The sequence below is a fragment of the Streptomyces sp. NBC_00207 genome (genome assembly GCF_045160965.1).
Lineage (GTDB): Bacteria > Actinomycetota > Actinomycetes > Streptomycetales > Streptomycetaceae > Streptomyces.
Genome location: NZ_CP130715.1, coordinates 6,341,408 through 6,358,170, shown reverse-complemented (window position 1 = coordinate 6,358,170; position 16,763 = coordinate 6,341,408). Strand labels below are relative to the sequence as shown.

Genomic DNA, 16,763 nt, shown 5'->3' with positions numbered 1-16,763 from the left:
GCTCCCGGGACACCGCCGTCACGCCCTTCGGGTACCGGATCCTTCGGCTACCGGAAGATCCCGGTGTGCCCGAGCGAGTAGCGGCCGGGCTGCGGGTACACCGCGAGCCCGTGGGGGCCGCCGCCGACCGGGATCCGGGCGAGCTGCTTGCCGGTCACGGTGTCGATCGCGTACACCTCGGAGTTGTAGCGGCCCGACAGCCACAGCACCTTGCCGTCGGCCGAGACCCCGCCCATGTCGGGGCTGCCGCCGTCCGGCAGCGTCCACTTCTTGGTGAGCTTGTTCTCGGGGAAGTTGAAGACCGAGATCGTGCCCTCGCCGCGGTTGGAGACGTACATCTCCTTGGAGTCGCGGCTCACGTACAGCCCGTGGCAGCCCTTGCCGGTCTCCAGCAGCTTGGGCGTGTCGAACTTGTCGCCGCTGAGCACCCACATGCCGTGCGCCATCATGTCCGCGACGTAGAAGGTCTTCCCGTCCGGCGAGATCTTGACGTCCTGCGGCATCGCGCCCTCGAACGGCAGTTTCTGCTGGCCGATGACCTCCATCCGCTCGGTGTCGACCTTGAGGAGCTCTCCGGAGAACTCGCAGCTCACGATGAAGTAGCGGCCGTCGGCGGAGAAGTCCGCGTGGTTGACGCCGTAGCAGGTCACCGGGACGGTCTTCACACGGTCCATCGTGTGCGGATCGCGGAAGACGAGTTCCTTGTCCATCGAGGCCATGACGATCGCGTACTTGCCGTTCGGCGTGAAGTACAGGTTGTACGGGTCGTGCACCTCGACGGGCTTTCCGGCCTCGCCGGTGGCCGGGTTGATCGGGGTGAGCGTGTGGCCGCGGTTGTTGTTGACCCACAGGGTCTTCATGTCCCAGGAGGGCACCACGTGCTGGGGCTGGACGCCGACCGGGATGGTGTCGATGACCTGGTAGGTCACCGGGTCGATGACGGACACCGTGTTGGAGCTGGTGTTCGGCACGTAGACGCGCGACGGGAAGTCCTTGACCACCGGGGAGAGCTTGTTCGGCCGGTCCGCCGCGTAGACGTCGTTCGGATCGAGGACCGGAGGCATGCCGGGCAGGCCGGGCGGGAGGGCCGGGACGGCCTTGACGGGCTTGGCCGGGCCCTTGGTGCCGAGCGCCTCGGCGGGCCCCTTTTCGGCTGCTCCGCAGCCGGCGAGGGCGGCGAGGACCAGACCGGCCAGCAGCACGGTGACCTTCCGGGGAAGGCGGGTGGTCGTCATTGGGTCAGCAGCTCCGTGGTGGTCACCGCGCGCAGCTTGCGGCGCGCGAGTTCTTCGAGGAGGGGAGGCATCGCGTCGACCGTGTCCGCGTAGCCGAAGTGCAGGCTCACCACCGATCCGCCTTGGATCGTCCCGGTGACGGTGCGGATGACGGCCGCGGCGCCGGGCGAGGTGAAGTCGAGGGAGTCCACGTCGTACGAGAGGACGTGCGGGTAGCCGGCCCGCTGGGCCAGCTTCTGGACGAGCGGGGTCGCGTACTGCGTCTGGGAGGGCCGGAACCAGGTTCCGATGGAGCCGGTGAGCCGCTTGAGCCGCTGGGCGCAGCCGGTGATCTCGGCGTAGGCCTCCGCCTCGGGGAGCTCGTTGACCGCGAGGTGGCGCTGGGTGTGGTTGCCGAGCTCGTGGCCGCCGTCGAGGACGCGGCGGGCCATGTCCGGGTGGGCGTCGAGCCAGCTGCCGATCGCCAGTACGGTGACCCGCGCGCCCCCTCGTTCGGCCTCGGCCAGGACCGCCTTGGCGATGGCGGGGTCGCCGTTGCCGTGGAAGGTGAGGGCGACCCCGGGGCGGTCGCGCGGACCGTGGCCGATCTCCACGGGCTGCCCGGCGAACCGGCGCGGGGCGGCGGCCGCCTTGGCGGGCCGGTCGGGTCGGGCCGGTCCGGGGGGCGGAGCGGAGGGCGCGGGGGCGGGGCGGCCCGGTCCGCAGCCGGCGGCCAGGCCGGCCACCGCGGCGCCGGCCGCTCCGAGACCGGCCGCACGCAGGGCCCCGCGCAGGGCCGCGCGGCGGCCTGGATGTGAGAGCACCTGCCCATTTAAGGGGTGGATGACCCGGAAGGTAATGATTGACCCAATTCGGGACGTTCATCAGAAGGGGCCGAACGGGTGGCCGATCCTCTATGTGATCAACGATTTACTCAGAGGTTCCGATAGTTATTCATTGATTGCGAGGTGAGTGGCCCACCTCACCTAGGATTTAGCTAGAAAGTCTTACGATTTGCACACTTATGTCCAACTAGGGACTTTTGGCGTTTGGACCCTCGTCTGCCATAGTCGAAAGCGCGACTTCCCCATTGACCCGAGCGAAGTCACCACGCCGAGGATCACACCCCCTTCGATCCTCGGCGCACCCATGAAGCCCCCACACCGCCCCACCACGGCGACCGGGGGCTTCAGGCGTTCTGGCGGTCGGCGACCCGCATCTCGAACCAGGTGATCTTGCCGCGCGGCAGCAGGTCGGCGCCCCAGCGGTCGGACAGTTTGTCGACGAGGAAGAGGCCGCGGCCGGTGGTGTCGAGTTCGTGGACCGGCATCAGACAGGGCAGTCCGCGCGAGGGATCGCGCACCTCCACCCGGATCCAGCCGCGGCGGCGCAGCATGCGTAAACCGAAGGAGCGGGCGCCGGTGTGCCGCACCGCGTTGCCGACGAGCTCCGAGACCAGCAGGACGGCGTGTTCGGCGATCTGCGGCGAGAGGCCCCAGAGGCGGACCACCACGCACTGGGTGAGCCGGCGCGCAGTGCTGGCCGACTCCGGCATGGACGGCAAGGTCACTTCCGCTTCGGCCGGATTACCGTACAACTCCAGCGCTTTGAGGCCCTGTTCATCCTCAAGAGCCGCTGTGAGCCGTACCGCCGAAGCGCTGCCGCGCTGCCGCGGCTGTTCCACACCCTCCAGGCCCGCCATGCACCCATCATGGACGGCCGACCTGCCGCTCCGGGCCGTTCCAGAGGAAAACACCCCCCGGATTCAACAAATCCAAGGGGGTGCCCCGTCATATGCGGGAGGCAACAAGGAAGCCTCAATACCCAGTTTGACCTGCGGTGACACACTGCAGGGAATTGATCACCGTGAGTGGATCACCATTTCCGCTTAAGGCTGCCTTAAGGCCTGGCTAATCCACCCACAGGGAGGACCGGCGTCGCGCTCAGACGAACTTCGCCTTGCCCGGGCCCTCTTCGACGAAGCTGCGCATGCCGCGCTCGCGGTCCTCGGTGGCGAACAGGCCCGCGAACCAGTTGCGTTCGATGGTGAGACCGGTGTCGATGTCGGCCTCCAGGCCGGCGTCCACGCACTCCTTGGCGGCGCGCAGCGCCATCGCCGGCCCCTGCGCCAGCTTGGCAGCCCAGGCGTGCGCCTGCTCGTACACCTCGGCGGCGGGCACGACCCGGTCGACCAGGCCCAGGGCGAGCGCCTCGTCGGCCTTCACCATGCGCCCGGTGAAGATCAGGTCCTTGGCCTTGGACGGGCCGACCAGCCGGGACAGCCGCTGGGTGCCGCCCGCGCCCGGGATCAGGCCGAGCAGGATCTCGGGCTGGCCGAGCTTCGCGTTGTCGGCGGCGATCCGGTAGTCGGCGCACAGGGCGAGCTCGCAACCGCCGCCCAGCGCATAGCCGGTGATGGCCGCGACGACCGGCTTGGGGATGCGGGCGACCGCGGTGAAGGCGTCCTGGAGCGCGCGGGACCGGGCGACCATCGCCGCATGGTCCATCGTCTGCATCTCCTTGATGTCCGCGCCCGCCGCGAACACCTTCTCGCCGCCGTAGATGATGACCGCGCGGACGTCGGCCCGGTCGGTCGCCTCCACCGCGAGCTCGCGCAGCCGGTCCTGGGTGGCGATGTCCAGGGCATTCATGGGCGGCCGGTCCAGGCGGATGGTGCCGACGCCTTCGGAGACTTCGAGAGAGAGGGTCATACGGGCCAGGTTAGCGCCGGTTAACGTGAAGTGGCCCGGTGCTGTGGGTCACAGCACCGGGCCACTTCACGGGGTACGGGACCCGCTTACTTGATCCACTCCGCCCAGTCCATGTTCCAGCCGTTGAGGCCGTTGTCCGGGGCGATCTGCTTGTCCTTGGAGTTCTTCACGACGACCACGTCGCCGATCAGGGACTCGTTGAAGAACCAGGCGGCGGGCTGGTTGTCGTCGCCGGCGCCGCGGACGTCCTTGAGGCCGACACAGCCGTGGCTGACGTTCGCCGAGCCGAAGGTGCCCGCGGAGGCCCAGTAGTTGCCGTGGACGAAGGTGCCCGACTGCGACAGGCGCATCGCGTGCGGGACGTCGGAGATGTCGTACTCGCCGCCGAAGCCCACGGTCGCGCCGTTCATCCGCGTGACCTTGTACTTCTCGCTGATGACCATCTGCCCGTTGTAGGTGGTGGTCGACGGGGCGCCCGCGGTGATCGGGAGGGTCTTGATGACCTGTCCGTCACGGACGACCTGCATCTCCTTCTCGCTGGCGTCCACCGTGGAGACCTGGGAGCGGCCGATGGTGAAGGTGACCGTACGGGTCTGCTTGCCGTAGACGCCCGGGCGGCCTTCGACTCCGTCGAGGGCGAGCTTCACGGTGACCTTGGTGCCCGCGGCCCAGTACTTCTCGGGGCGGAAGTCCAGGCGGTCGTTGCCGAACCAGTGGCCCTCGACCGGAACGGCCGGCTCGGCGGTCACGGTGATGGCCTTCTCGACGGCCTCGGGGTTGGTGATCCCACGGGTGAAGTTGATCGAGACCGGCATGCCCACGCCGACGGTCGCGCCGTCCTCGGGCGTGTAGTGGCCCACGAAGGTGTTGGTCGGCGTCAGGGTGGTGAAGGTGGTGTCCTTGGCGGACTCCCGGCCGGCCTCGTCCTTGGCGACCGCGTGCACCTTGTACTCGGTGGCGGAGGCCAGGTGACGGGCCGGCTCCCAGTTCGCACCGTCGTCGGTGAGCTTGCCCTCGACCGCGTTGCCCTTGGTGTCGGCGACGGTCACCGTGGTGAGCTTGCCGCCGGTGCTGGAAATCTTCAGGACGCCGCTGGTCGCGACCTCCTTGGCCCCGTCGTCGGGCTTGATGCTGACGACGGCCTTCGAGGCCTCGGTCCCGTTCTTGGCGCCGCCCCCGGCGTTGTCGCCGCCGCTGCCGCTGCTGTCACTCCCGCCACCACCGCTGCACGCGGTGGTGAACAGCAGGGCCGCCCCCAGCAGAAGGGCCGGCAGGCCGGTGCGGGCGCGGCCGCGTATCGGCTGCAGGTTCACTCTTGTTCTCCCCATGTCCCCCGCGCGCGGACAGTCGCGCGCTTGTCGACAGGAAATCACATGGGCAGATCACGATGAGCCACGGTCTTGTCACCGTTCCGTCCCAAGTGCCGCGAATCGGCGGGGACGGCTTGCGGGTCAGTCCTCGGTGCCGGGTTTGGTGCCCCAGACGTAGACCGCGTCGCCCTCGGCGAGCAGGTCCCACAGACGCTTCGCGTCCGGCTCGGTGAGGTTGACGCAGCCGGCGGAACCGCCACCTCCGTAGAGGGATCCGGGCGCGCCGTGCAGCGCCTGGCCCCCGTCGAAGAACTGGGCGTACGGCATGGGTGTGCCGTACAGGGTGGAGACGTGGTCCTTGTTGCGCTGGTACACCTCGTGCCAGCCGGGCCGGGTCTCCTGGGAGTCGCGGCCGGTGCGGATGGGCACGGGCGGGAGGACGACGCTGTCGCCCTTCTGCACCCACAGCAGCTGGCGGTCCATGTCCACACAGGTGACGCGGTGTTCGCGGACGGGGCAGTCGCCCGCGGCGTTGGGGTCGGGGCGGGCGGTCACGACGAGCATCGTGCGGTAGGTCGCCAGGCCCGGGTAGCCGTAGGCGGCAGGGATCCCGTTCGCGCGCTGGAACGCGCGGATGGCGTGGCAGTCCGCCGTGGACTGCACCCCGTCGACCGGCCGGCCCAGGTAGTGCTCCAGCTCCCGCTGGTAGGGGCCGGTGCCCGCCACGCACGCGCTCGCCGGTTCCGCCGGGGCGGCCGCCGCCTGGGGCACGTGCAGGCCCGCCAGTGCGAGCAGGGAGCCGAGTACGGCCACGCGTGCTGTCGGGCCTGTCCCCTGACGTCCGGCCATGCGGAGCTCCTCAGGTCTGCGGGTCTGCGGTCGCAGCCCAGCCAACCCTCCGGCCGGGGGTCCGGCCCGCGCTGATGCGCCGGCCGGGTGAGGAGGTCACCCCGCCGGCGCACCGGTGCCGCGCCCCGGGCCGGGCGGCGCTCGTCCTAGCCCTCGTCCTTGTCCACGATGGGGATCCGCTCGTGGCGCTTGTTGTAGTAGGTGACCACGAGCCGCCGGCCGACCGTCCCGTCCAGCAGCAGGGGGCCGGTCACCGGGTCCTCCGGCAGGACGTAGCCCTCGGAGACGTCCGTCTCCACCAGGAAGTACCGGCCGTCGGCGAGCCTGTCGAAGTCGCAGATGCCGTCGGCGTCGGTGGCGCAGCCCGGCCTCGTCCGCTGGTCGGCGTCGATGCCCTCGGTCTGGAGGCGGGTGGTGCCGTTGGTGTCCTTCCACAGCTCGAACACCGCGCCGTGCAGCGGCGCACCGGTCTTCCCGTCCTTCTTCCGGACCTGGATCGCGCCGCTGTACGCCGCGTCCCCCCGCCGGTTCGCGACGTTGAGGACGAGCCCGTCAGGGGCGTCGGCCTCGCCCAGGTCGAAGCCGGTGAACGGTTCGTCCGGCCGCTCGTAGCCGGCGGGGACCCCGGTCTGCACCCAGTAGTACGTCTCTCCGGTCGCGAGCTGCACGGTGCAGGTGCCCTTCGCGTCGGTCACGCAGACGCCGCCGTGCTGTTCGTCCGCGCTCTGGCCGGTGCGCTGGGGCCCCTCCAGGTCGTTGGCCTCGCGCCACAGCTCGAACCGGGCCCCGGACAGGGGCGCTCCGGTGTCCAGGTCCGTGCTGCGCAGCACCACCCGGGCGGCGCCGCCCGCCGCCGCGGGCGGCGCGGCACGGGCCGGCGCCGCCGCCACGATCACCACCGCGGCGGCGGCGAGACCGATCGGCCACACGCTCGTCGTCCAGGCTGTCATGCCACTCCGTCCGTCGTACGGGGCCGCCCGCGGGTGCTCGCACCGGAGCCGGGGCAGCCGGTCCAGCGGTCGGGGGCCGGGGCTTTGCCGACACGGCGCTCCGCCCCTTCCCCGCTCCCGGGTGCGCCCTGACAGGCTGGGGGCCGGGGCCGGCGGATCGGGCGCGGACACTCTCCGCTACGGCATTCCGATCACACAAGTCACCCGTGCGGGGGGCCGTGCGGCGCTCAGACGATGGCGGAACCGGCGACCCAGTCCGCCCAGGACATGTTCCAGCCGCCCAGCCCGTTGTCGGCGGCGACCGTCTTGTCCTGCGAGTTGACGACCTCCACCACGTCCCCGATCAGGGTCCGGTCGAAGAACCAGCCGGCCGGGGTGTCGGAGCCGCCGCCCTTGTCGTCGCGCAGGCCCACGCAGCCGTGGCTCACGTTGGTGCTGCCGAAGGTGTCGGGGCTGGACCAGTAGTTCCCGTGCAGGAAGGTCCCGGAGGAGGTGAGCCGCATGGCGTGCGGGACGTCGGGGATGTCGTACTCCCCGCCGAAGCCGACGGTCTGGCCGTTCATGCGGGTGACGTCGAAGAGCTCCATCACCACCATCTTCCCGTTGTACGTCGTGGTCTTGGGCGCCCCGGCGCTGATGGGCACGGTCGACAGCAGCTCCCCGTCCCGGCGGACCTCCATGGTGTGCGCCTCCGCGTCGACCCGGGAGATCTGGGAGCGGCCGACGGTGAAGGTGACGGTCTTGGACTGGATGCCGTACGAGCCGGGCGCGCCCTCGACGTCGCGCAGGTCCATCTTCACGGTGACCTTGGTGCCGGCCTTCCAGTACTCCTTGGGCCGGAAGTCGAGCCGGTCCCTGCCGAACCAGTGGCCGACGGCCTGCACGGCCGGGTCGGAGGTGACCGTGATGGCCCGTTCCACTTCCGCGCGGCGTTCGATCGGGCGGTTGAACTTGAAGGAGACGATCATGCCGGTGCCTACGGTGGAGCGGTTCTCGGGCTTGAAGTAGCCGATGAACCGCTCCTCGGGAACGTAGGTGGTGAAGGTGGTGTGCCGGGCCTGGCGGCGGTTGTGCCCGTCGAGGGCGACGGCGTCCACGGTGTACTTGGCCGCGAGGGCGAGCCGCCCGGAGTCCGGGTCGGGGCTCCAGCTGAGCCCGTCGGCGGCGATGGCGCCGGGGACCTCCTCCTGCTGCGCGTCCTCCACCTTGGTGACGACGACCCGCTCCAGCCGGCCCTCCGGCACGGTGACCGTCAGCCGCGCTTCGGCCTGGACCCCCTTGGCGTTGTCGTCGGGGGTGATGCGGATGGCCTCGTCCGGCGAGCGGGGTTTGCCGGGCAGCTGGATCTCGACCGGCGACTTCCCGCCCTGTGTGCATCCGGCCAGCCCGCCCAGCAGGCCCGCCCATGCCGCCACGGCGGCCAAGCCCGCCCCTGCCCGCCTCGTCAGAAGTGTCACGATCCCTCCAACGACGGGGCCCCTCCGGGGGAAACGTGAGCGCGCAGCACGTTCCGGGCAGAACAGTCCGGGCAGAACAGTGTGAAGGACCAGACGGGGGCGGGCCCAGGCCGGGACGCCGGGGCCGCACTCCCCCTCCCCCCGCAGGTACCCAGGAGCCGTGGAGGCGGGCAGTGTCGAGCGCAGCCGAGCAAGAGGCGGTGGAAGCCGTCGGCAACGGAGTCGATGCGGTGCGGGGCGGCCAGGCCGTGCCCGTACCGCAGGCCGACGGCCATCCGGACGGACGGCCGAACGGCGGTCAGTCGAACGGTCGTCCGAGCAGTCATCCGAACGGCCAGGTCAGGGGGCAGGTGTTACGGGCCCACACCCGCCCGGGACCAGCGGTGTGGCCGGGGTCCTCGCATCCCCTGGGCGCCCGGTTCCACCACGGTCCGGACGGGACCGCGGGCACCAACTTCGCCCTGTGGGCGCAGGGCGCGGAGGCGGTGGAGCTGTGCCTGTTCGACGCCGAGGGCGCGGAGACCCGGTGCTCGCTCACCGAGCTCACGCACGAGATCTGGCACGGCTTCGTGCCGGGCGTACGCCCCGGGCAGCGGTACGGATTCCGGGTGCACGGGCGCTGGGACCCGTGGACGGGCGCCCGGTTCAATCCGGCGAAGCTGCTCCTGGACCCGTACGCCCGGGCCGTCGACGGGGACTTCACCCTGCCGCCGGAGGTGTACGGGCACGTCCGGGACTGGCCGCAGCAGTACATCGCGGACACCGTGCGCGACGACCGGGACTCGGCGCCGTACGTCCCGAAGGGCGTGGTCGTCCACGATGACGACGACTGGGCGGACGACGTCCGGCCGAAGACCCCGTGGGCCGATTCGGTGATCTACGAGCTGCACGTGCGGGGCTTCACGATGCGCCATCCGGGTGTTCCGGAGGAACTGCGCGGCACGTACGCGGGGCTCGCCCATCCGGCGGCGGTCGAGCACCTGACGAAGCTGGGCGTCACGGCGGTCGAGCTGCTGCCGGTGCACCAGTTCGCGCACGAGGACCACCTGCTGCGCCGGGGGCTGCGCAACCACTGGGGCTACAACTCGATCGGCTACTTCGCCCCGCACGCGGGGTACTCGTCGAGCGGGACGACCGGCCAGCAGGTCGGGGAGTTCAAGCGGATGGTCCGGGCCCTGCACGCGGCGGGCATCGAGGTGATCCTCGACGTGGTCTACAACCACACGGCGGAGGCGGGCGAGCTGGGTCCGACCCTGTCGCTGCGCGGGATCGACAACCGGGGCTACTACCGGCTCCAGTCCGACCAGCGCCGCTACGCCGACTACACGGGCTGCGGGAACACCCTGCACGCCGGGCGCCCGCACGTGCTCCGCCTGATCACGGACTCGCTGCGGTACTGGGTCACGGAGATGGGGGTGGACGGCTTCCGCTTCGACCTGGCGGCGGCGCTGGCCCGCTCGATGCACGACGTGGACATGCTGTCCCCGTTCCTGGCGGTGATCGCCCAGGACCCGGTGCTGCGGCGGGTGAAGCTGATCGCCGAGCCGTGGGACGTGGGCTCGGGCGGCTACCAGGTGGGTGCGTTCCCCCCGCTGTGGACGGAGTGGAACGACCGCTACCGGGATGCCGTACGGGACTTCTGGCGGGGCGCGCTGCCCGACGTACGGGATCTCGGGTACCGGCTGTCGGGGTCGAGCGACCTGTACGCGTGGGGCGGGCGGCGCCCGTACGCCTCGGTGAACTTCGTGACCGCGCACGACGGTTTCACCCTGCGCGACCTGGTGTCCTACGAGCGCAAGCACAACGAGGAGAACGGGGAGGCGAACCGGGACGGGACCAACGACAACCGCTCGTGGAACTGCGGGGCCGAGGGCGAGAGCGACGACGTCCGGATCGGGGTGCTGCGCCGCCGCCAGCTGCGCAACCTGCTGACCACCCTGCTGCTGTCGACGGGGGTTCCGATGCTGGTGGCGGGCGACGAGTTCGGGCGCACGCAGGGCGGCAACAACAACGCCTACTGCCAGGACAACGAGACGGGGTGGGTGGACTGGTCGCTGCTGGAGGACCCGGCGTGGCGGGAGCTGTTCGCGCTGACGGAGCGGCTGATCTCGCTGCGGCAGGCCCATCCGGTGCTGCGGCGGCGGGCGTTCTTCTCAGGGCGGCCGCAGGGGGCGGACGGGCTGCGGGACCTGGCCTGGTTCACGCCGGCGGGCACGGAGATGACGGAGCGGGACTGGTACGCGCCGGCCGCCGCGCTGGGGATGTTCCTGTCGGGGCGGGACATCCCCGGCCGTGACGAGCGGGGCCGGCAGGTGACGGACGACAGCTTCCTCGCGCTGCTGCACACCGGGGACCGGCCGCTGGCGTGGGTCCTGCCGGGGGCGCCGTGGGCGCAGGCGTACGAGCTCGTCCTGGACACCTCCCTGGAGAACCAGTCCGCAGCGCCGGGCACCCGTCACCGCGGCGGGGAGACGCTGACGGTCCCGGCCCGCTCGGTCCTGCTGTTCCGGGTGTGCGGATCGGCGTCGCGCGGACCGACCGCGTGAGGAGGCGGCGGCCCGCCCCGCGCGCCGCCGCGGACCCGGCGGCGGCGCCTGCGGGCGTACCCGGCCATCCGGAACAGCACCTTCGTTCGCCCTGCGATGATGTGTTCGACATCGTTATGAGGGGGGTCCCTGCATGGGCAGAGTCAACACCGCGCTGCAGGAACTGCGTGGGGCGCAGAAGTCGGCGAAGGGGGTGTCGCTGTACTCGCGGTTCGTCAACCGGCCCGCCGGGCGGTACCTGGCCGCCGGTTCGTACGCCTTCGGGCTCACCCCGAACCAGGTGACCCTGGTCAGCGCCGCTTTCAGCTTCGCCGCCGTGGCCGCGGTGGCCCTGTGCGCACCCTCGTGGGGGCTGGGGATCGCGGTGTGGGCGGCGCTCGCCGTCGGGTTCGCCTTCGACTCCGCGGACGGGCAGCTGGCCCGGCTGCGCGGGGGCGGCAGCGCGGCCGGCGAGTGGCTGGACCACGTCGTGGACGCGGCCAAGCTCACGGCGCTGCACTCGTGCGTGCTGATCGCCTTCCACCGGTTCCCCGAGGAGTACGGAACGACGGCCGACGGCTGGCTGCTGGTGCCGCTGGGCTTCCAGTTCGCCGCGGTCGTCACGTTCTTCGGCGGGCTGCTGACCGAGAAGCTCAAGCCGAAGCCGGCTCCGGGCAGCCCCGCCGCCGCCCCGTCGACCCTGCGGGCGGTGGCCCTGCTGCCCGTGGACTACGGGGTGTTCTGCCTGGTGTTCCTGCTGCTCGGCGGCGGGAAGCTGTTCGCCTGGACGTACGCGGGACTGGGCGCGGTCGCCGGGCTGTTCCTCCTCGCGTTCCTCGCGAAGTGGTTCCGGGAGCTCAGCGCCGTTCCCCGGTGACCTGACCGGGGAGGGCGGGGGGTTCCGCGAGCGCGTCCAGCGCCCGGCGCAGCTGGGTGCTGGAGGTGTGCACGGTGTAGGGGAAGTAGACGACGTCGACGCCGTGGGCGGCGAAGTCCTTCTCCAGCCGGTCGCCCTTGGGCGTGCCGCGCCAGTCGTCGCCCTTGAAGATGACGTCGAAGCGGACCTGCTTCCAGGTCTCCACCTTGTCCGGGACGGTCTCGACGAAGGCGGCGTCGACGTACTTCACGCTGCGGACGATCTCCAGCCGCTCGACGAGCGGGATCATCGGGCGGCGCCCCTTGGCGAGTTCGGCCATCTCGTCGGAGACCACTCCGGCGACGAGGTAGTCGCACCGACTGCGGGCGTGCCGAAGGATGTTGAGATGTCCGATGTGGAACAGATCGTAGGCGCCCGGCGCATAGCCGACTCGGTACGGCCTGCGCGCAGGCACAGCAAGGTCGGACATGTCGCGCTCCGTCATCTTTTACCCCCAGCAGCCACACCCCCCGGTGTAGCGGATTAGCAGACAATAGCGTGCACGTTCCGCAGCACGCGGGTGAACGAATAGGGTGACGTGCGCATCATCCAGGGGAAGAGGGGACGCTCGGTGTCCAGATCCGGTCAGCGGCGCATGCTGCTGGTTTCCACCAATTACGCTCCGGAGCACGCGGGGATCGGCCCGTATGCCACCCAGATCGCGGAGCACTGGGCGGATCTCGGCCACGAGACCCACGTCCTCGCCGGCATGCCGCACTACCCGGCGTGGTCGGTCGAGCCGGAGTACAAGGGGGCGCTCCAGCGCACGGAACAGCGCGCGGGCGTCACCGTGCACCGGCGTGCGCACACCGTGCCGCCGCGTCAGACCGCCGTCAAGCGGGCCCTTTTTGAAGGATCGATTCTGCTGCACGGCGCCGTGGCCCCGCCCCGGATGCCCAAGCCGGACGCGGTCCTCGCCCAGATGCCCAGCCTGGCCGGAGGCGTGCTCGCCGCCCGGCTCGCGGCGCGCTGGAAGGTCCCCTACATCCCGGTCGTCCAGGACCTGATGGGGGCCGCCGCCGCGCAGAGCGGGATCAGCGGCGGCGACAAGGCGGCCGCGATCGCCGGCCGCGCCGAGGCCTACGCCCTCAAGCGGGCCACCCTGGTCGGCGTCATCCACGAGACCTTCGTGGACCGGGTCGTCGGCATGGGCGTGGACCCGGGCAGGATCCGCCTCGTCCCCAACTGGTCGCACGTGGCGGTACCCACCAAGCCGCGCGGCGAGACCCGTCGCCACCTCGGCTGGGGCCCCGGCGAGACCGTCGTCCTGCACTCCGGGAACATGGGTCTCAAGCAGGGGCTGGAGGTCCTCGTGGGCGCCGCCCGCCTGGATCCGAATGTCCGCTTCGTCCTCATGGGAGACGGCAGTCAGCGTGCGGCGCTCGCCGACCTCTCGGCCGATGTGCCGAATCTGGACATCATCCCCCCTGCCGCCGACGGCGAGTTCCCGGATATCCTCGCCGCGGCGGACGTACTCGCGGTCACGCAGCACGCTGCCGTGCTGGACATGAGCGTGCCGTCGAAACTCACCTCCTACTTCCAGACCGGCCGTCCCGTCGTCGCCTCCGTGGCGGCGGAGGGCGGCACCGCCCAGGAGGTGGAACGCTCGGGCGCAGGGGTGCTCGTACCGCCGGAGGACCCCGAGGCCCTGCTGAAGGCCGTACGGGCCCTGGCCGAGGACCCCGAAGGCGCGGACGCACTGGGAGCGGCCGGACCCCGCCACGTGGCGGCCCATCTGAGCCGTGAAGCGGGCCTGGCCCGCATCGACGCACTGATAGACGAAGCACTTGGGGGACCCCGGCCGTGATCGAGACGAACCGCCCTGCAGCGGCACCGGCCGACGACGAACCGGATCTCCTCAGAGACCAGTTCCGGCAGCTCCTGCGCTACCGCAGGCTCATCGGCGCGGGCATCGGGATCGGCCTGCTGGGCGGCGTCTACCTCGGCATCTCCACGGCCGACACCTACGTCGCGACCGCCGACGTCGTGCTGCGCGCGCCCACCGACGACCCGTTCAACCCGAGCCTCGCCCCCGACAAGGCGATCAACATCGGCTCGGAGCGCCAGGTCGCGCTCAGCTCCTCCATAGCCAACGAGGCCGCGAAGAAGCTCGGCGTGTCCGCGTCCGGCTTCGCCGCCCTGCGCAGCGGTCTGCAGGTCACCAACCCGCCGCAGACCATGGTGCTGCGCTTCACCTACACGGCGTCCTCCCCCAAGGAGGCCGCCAAGCGCGCCAACGCGATGACCGAGGCGTACCTGCTCAAGCGGCAGGAGTCCCTCGACGCCACCCGCGACAAGATGGTCAAGGGCTACAAGGAGCAGCGCGACCCGATCGCCAAGCAACTCGACGAGCTCTCCAAGGAGATCGCCCGGATGCCGGCCGGCGCCGGGCGCGACGCGGCCAGCTCCGCCAAGACCGACCTGCAGAGCGAGGTCGGCGGGTACAACACCAAGATCACCAAGCTCGAAGCCCTCGACATGACCCCGGGCCGCGTCACCAGCGCCGCGACCGCACCCCCCGGAGCCGACGGCCCCGGCATCCTGATGTCCCTCGCGCTCGGCGCCGCCGTGGGCCTCGCCCTCGGCCTGCTCGCCGCCTGGGTCCGTCTCGTCTTCGACCCGGCGCCCCGCTCCGAGGGCGACGTGGCGCGTGCCCTGCGCGCACCCGTACTCGGCTACCTGCCCCGGGACCGGACGGGCGGCGGGCCGCTGCTCGCCGCCGGCGAGGCCGATCCCCGCCTCGCCGAGGAGTACCGCTCGGTGGCCTTCCGGCTCGCCTACGACTCCCGCTTCGCCGACCGGCGCCGACTGCTCGTCGTCGCCCCGCGCGGCAGCAGCGAGACCGCCGCCGCAGTGGCCGTGAACCTCGCCGCGTCCTTCGCCGAGACCGGCAAGGACGTCCTGCTCATCGAGGCCGACCTGCGCACCCCGGTACTGGCCAGCCAGTTGCCGACGGACGCCGGCGGCCGGCCGCGCTGGAGCCAGACCCCGGGAAGCCAGAAGGGCGGCGGACGGCACTCCGACTCCGAGTGGCCCGACGGCCGCCAGCTCGTCGTGGACGCCGGCGAGTCCGGCTCCTTCGACCTGATCCCCGGCGAGCGGGCGCGCAACGTGCCGCGCGCGCTGACCTCCCCGCGCGCCACCCGGCTGATCTCCGAGGCCGACTCCCCCAACGCGACCGTCGTCGTGCTCGCGCCGCCCGTGCTCTCGTACGCCGACGCCCTCGCCCTCGTCGACCGCGTCGACGGCGTCCTGGTCGTCTGCAACCCGCGCGGCGTCCACCGCAGCGACCTCTCCCGGATCCGCGAGCTGATCAGCGGCGCCGGCGGCACGGTGCTCGGCGCGGTGCTGCACGCCCCGCTGCCCGGCGAGAAGCGCGGCCGCGGCAAGGACAAGGCCCCCGCCTCCGCCCCTGCCTCCGGCTCCCCGGCGAGCGGGCCGAAGCCCCCGCAGCCGATCCCCTACGAGGTGGCCGAGCCCGAGCAGCACATCCCCGGTGACGGCACCGACACCGTCGCGCTGCGCACCGTGCGCATGGGCCGCAGATGAGCCGACGCGGCCTCGCCGCCGTCGCGTCGGTCCTCGACCAGGCCGCCTCCAGCGCCACGAACATCCTGGTGCTGGTGCTGGCCGCCCGGCTGTCCTCGGCAGCCGGGTTCGCCGACTTCTCGATGGTGTACGTGACCTTCAGCGTGCTCCTCGGGCTCAACATGGCCTACGTCGGCCAGAGCCTCGTCCTGGAGAAGGGCGAACGGCTCGGCGCGATGTGCCGCTCCGCCGCCGGCTTCACCGGGGCCGCGTCGGCCGCCGCGGGTGCGCTGCTCGTGGTGGTGGGCCTCGCGCTCCCCGGCACCCCCGGGCGGGCCTTCCTCGCGCTGGGCCTCGTACTGCCGCTGGTGCTCCTCCAGGACGGGCTGCGGTACTGCTTCTCCGCACTGCGCGCCCCCGAACGGGCGCTGGCCGCGGACGCGCTGCGGCTGGTGTGCGTGGTCGCGGCGCTGGCCGTGCAGCCCGAAGGGGCTTCGGCGGGACGCCTGGTACTGGCGTGGGGCCTCTCCGCGGTGCCGGCTCTGGCCCTGGGGCTGTGGCTGCTGCGGCCGTACGTGCGCGGCACGCGCGGCGATCTGCGGCCGTACCTGCGGCGGGGCCACCTCGGTCAGCGGTTCGTGGTCGAGTTCGCGGTGGGCAACGGCTCCAGCCAGCTCGCCGTACTGGGCCTCGGCGTCTTCGCGACCCCGCTGGCCGTCGGCGCGCTGCGGGGCGCGACCACCCTCTTCGGGCCGCTGAACGTGCTGTTCAACTCCGCGAACGCCTTCGGGCCGCCGGTGCTCGGGCGGCTCGGCGGCAAGCGGGCCACGGTGCGGGCGACCGCGCTGCTGGGGCTGGTGCTGGCCGCGGTCGGCGCGGGCTGGGGGGCCGTGCTGTACGCACTGCCCGACCGGATGGGCCGTCAGCTGCTCGGCGACACCTGGGCGGCGACGGCCGGGCTGCTGCCGGCGACGGGGGCCCAGTACGCCGTGATGGGGCTCGGGACGTGCGCGCTGCTGACCCTGCGGGTGCTGGCGCCGAAGGCCACGCTGTCCTTGCAGGTCGTCTTCTCCCTGCTGTCCGTGGGGCTGCTGCTGTGCGGCTACGCGGTGGGGGGTGTGGCGGGCGCCGCGTGGGGCCTGGCGGCCGGCTCCGCCCTCAAGGCCCTGGCCGCCTGGCTCCGGGTGGCCCGGCTGGGCCCGGCTGCTCCGCAGCACCGCGAGCCCGAGCCCGCCCCGGCCGCGAACTGACCCGCTGCGCGGAGCCTCTCCCCGCCGCACCATCCAGCCCCTCCGGCGTTTGA

14 protein-coding genes are annotated in these 16,763 nt (G+C 71.7%); 5 read left to right on the top strand and 9 right to left on the bottom strand.

Going from position 1 to position 16,763, the window contains the following annotated elements; translation table 11 throughout:
• Nucleotides 1-47 precede the first annotated feature (47 nt).
• From OG472_RS30180 to OG472_RS30145, 8 genes are all read right to left on the bottom strand, one after another.
• The gene (locus tag OG472_RS30180) at nt 48-1,235 is read right to left on the bottom strand and encodes a YncE family protein (protein ID WP_401612035.1); all 1,188 of its coding nucleotides are present in this window, start codon (nt 1,233-1,235) and stop codon (nt 48-50) included.
• Nucleotides 1,232-2,038: a polysaccharide deacetylase family protein gene (locus OG472_RS30175; RefSeq protein ID WP_405832057.1), complete on the bottom strand. Its 807-nt coding sequence runs from the start codon at nt 2,036-2,038 to the stop codon at nt 1,232-1,234. The genes OG472_RS30180 and OG472_RS30175 overlap by 4 nt, the downstream gene beginning before the upstream one ends.
• Nucleotides 2,039-2,403: 365 nt before the next feature.
• Nucleotides 2,404-2,916, bottom strand: a complete 513-nt coding sequence (locus OG472_RS30170) for an ATP-binding protein (RefSeq protein ID WP_401612029.1) — start codon at nt 2,914-2,916, stop codon at nt 2,404-2,406.
• 241 nt (nt 2,917-3,157) lie between these two features.
• Entirely contained in the window at nt 3,158-3,925 is a 768-nt protein-coding gene (locus tag OG472_RS30165) for an enoyl-CoA hydratase/isomerase family protein (protein WP_383563296.1), read from the bottom strand.
• 86 nt (nt 3,926-4,011) lie between these two features.
• Nucleotides 4,012-5,253 (bottom strand): Ig-like domain-containing protein, encoded by a 1,242-nt coding sequence (locus OG472_RS30160; protein WP_401612026.1) that lies wholly within the window; start codon nt 5,251-5,253, stop codon nt 4,012-4,014.
• 123 nt (nt 5,254-5,376) lie between these two features.
• Nucleotides 5,377-6,084, bottom strand: coding sequence for a L,D-transpeptidase family protein (locus tag OG472_RS30155; protein WP_405832054.1), 708 nt, complete (start codon nt 6,082-6,084; stop codon nt 5,377-5,379).
• Between the two features lie 146 nt (nt 6,085-6,230).
• Nucleotides 6,231-7,034, bottom strand: coding sequence for a collagen binding domain-containing protein (locus tag OG472_RS30150; protein ID WP_401612020.1), 804 nt, complete (start codon nt 7,032-7,034; stop codon nt 6,231-6,233).
• Between the two features lie 227 nt (nt 7,035-7,261).
• Nucleotides 7,262-8,482, bottom strand: a complete 1,221-nt coding sequence (locus OG472_RS30145) for an Ig-like domain-containing protein (protein WP_405834958.1) — start codon at nt 8,480-8,482, stop codon at nt 7,262-7,264.
• Between the two features lie 182 nt (nt 8,483-8,664).
• Between OG472_RS30145 and glgX the strand changes: the two genes are divergently transcribed.
• Both glgX and OG472_RS30135 read left to right on the top strand, forming a co-directional pair.
• Complete coding sequence (gene glgX / locus OG472_RS30140) at nt 8,665-11,037, top strand: glycogen debranching protein GlgX (protein WP_405832052.1); 2,373 nt, start codon at nt 8,665-8,667, stop codon at nt 11,035-11,037.
• Between the two features lie 133 nt (nt 11,038-11,170).
• Nucleotides 11,171-11,893 carry a CDP-alcohol phosphatidyltransferase family protein gene (locus OG472_RS30135; RefSeq protein ID WP_401612018.1) on the top strand — a complete coding sequence of 241 codons (723 nt, stop codon included), beginning with the start codon at nt 11,171-11,173 and terminating at the stop codon, nt 11,891-11,893.
• On the opposite strand, the gene OG472_RS30130 is transcribed toward OG472_RS30135, so the two are convergent.
• Complete coding sequence (locus tag OG472_RS30130; protein ID WP_401612015.1) at nt 11,874-12,362, bottom strand: adenylyltransferase/cytidyltransferase family protein; 489 nt, start codon at nt 12,360-12,362, stop codon at nt 11,874-11,876. The genes OG472_RS30135 and OG472_RS30130 overlap by 20 nt on opposite strands.
• A gap of 165 nt (nt 12,363-12,527) precedes the next feature.
• Between OG472_RS30130 and OG472_RS30125 the strand changes: the two genes are divergently transcribed.
• The 3 genes from OG472_RS30125 to OG472_RS30115 are packed head-to-tail and all read left to right on the top strand — an operon-like array spanning nt 12,528 to nt 16,710.
• The gene (locus tag OG472_RS30125) at nt 12,528-13,739 is read left to right on the top strand and encodes a glycosyltransferase (protein ID WP_365470181.1); all 1,212 of its coding nucleotides are present in this window, start codon (nt 12,528-12,530) and stop codon (nt 13,737-13,739) included.
• The gene (locus OG472_RS30120) at nt 13,736-15,481 is read left to right on the top strand and encodes a lipopolysaccharide biosynthesis protein (protein WP_405942253.1); all 1,746 of its coding nucleotides are present in this window, start codon (nt 13,736-13,738) and stop codon (nt 15,479-15,481) included. The genes OG472_RS30125 and OG472_RS30120 overlap by 4 nt, the downstream gene beginning before the upstream one ends.
• Nucleotides 15,478-16,710 carry a hypothetical protein gene (locus OG472_RS30115; protein ID WP_405832050.1) on the top strand — a complete coding sequence of 411 codons (1,233 nt, stop codon included), beginning with the start codon at nt 15,478-15,480 and terminating at the stop codon, nt 16,708-16,710. The genes OG472_RS30120 and OG472_RS30115 overlap by 4 nt, the downstream gene beginning before the upstream one ends.
• Nucleotides 16,711-16,763: the final 53 nt, after the last annotated feature.

Bases quoted from the DNA above. Each gene is read 5' to 3' on its own strand.
- OG472_RS30170 (WP_401612029.1), bottom strand. From the start codon at position 2,916: ATGGCGGGCCTGGAGGGTGTGGAACAGCCGCGGCAGCGCGGCAGCGCT.
- OG472_RS30160 (WP_401612026.1), bottom strand. From the start codon at position 5,253: ATGGGGAGAACAAGAGTGAACCTGCAGCCGATACGCGGCCGCGCCCGC.
- OG472_RS30150 (WP_401612020.1), bottom strand. From the start codon at position 7,034: ATGACAGCCTGGACGACGAGCGTGTGGCCGATCGGTCTCGCCGCCGCC.
- OG472_RS30135 (WP_401612018.1), top strand. From the start codon at position 11,171: ATGGGCAGAGTCAACACCGCGCTGCAGGAACTGCGTGGGGCGCAGAAG.
- OG472_RS30130 (WP_401612015.1), bottom strand. From the start codon at position 12,362: ATGTCCGACCTTGCTGTGCCTGCGCGCAGGCCGTACCGAGTCGGCTAT.
- OG472_RS30125 (WP_365470181.1), top strand. From the start codon at position 12,528: ATGCTGCTGGTTTCCACCAATTACGCTCCGGAGCACGCGGGGATCGGC.
- OG472_RS30180 (WP_401612035.1), bottom strand. From the start codon at position 1,235: ATGACGACCACCCGCCTTCCCCGGAAGGTCACCGTGCTGCTGGCCGGT.
- OG472_RS30115 (WP_405832050.1), top strand. From the start codon at position 15,478: ATGAGCCGACGCGGCCTCGCCGCCGTCGCGTCGGTCCTCGACCAGGCC.
- OG472_RS30165 (WP_383563296.1), bottom strand. From the start codon at position 3,925: ATGACCCTCTCTCTCGAAGTCTCCGAAGGCGTCGGCACCATCCGCCTG.
- OG472_RS30155 (WP_405832054.1), bottom strand. From the start codon at position 6,084: ATGGCCGGACGTCAGGGGACAGGCCCGACAGCACGCGTGGCCGTACTC.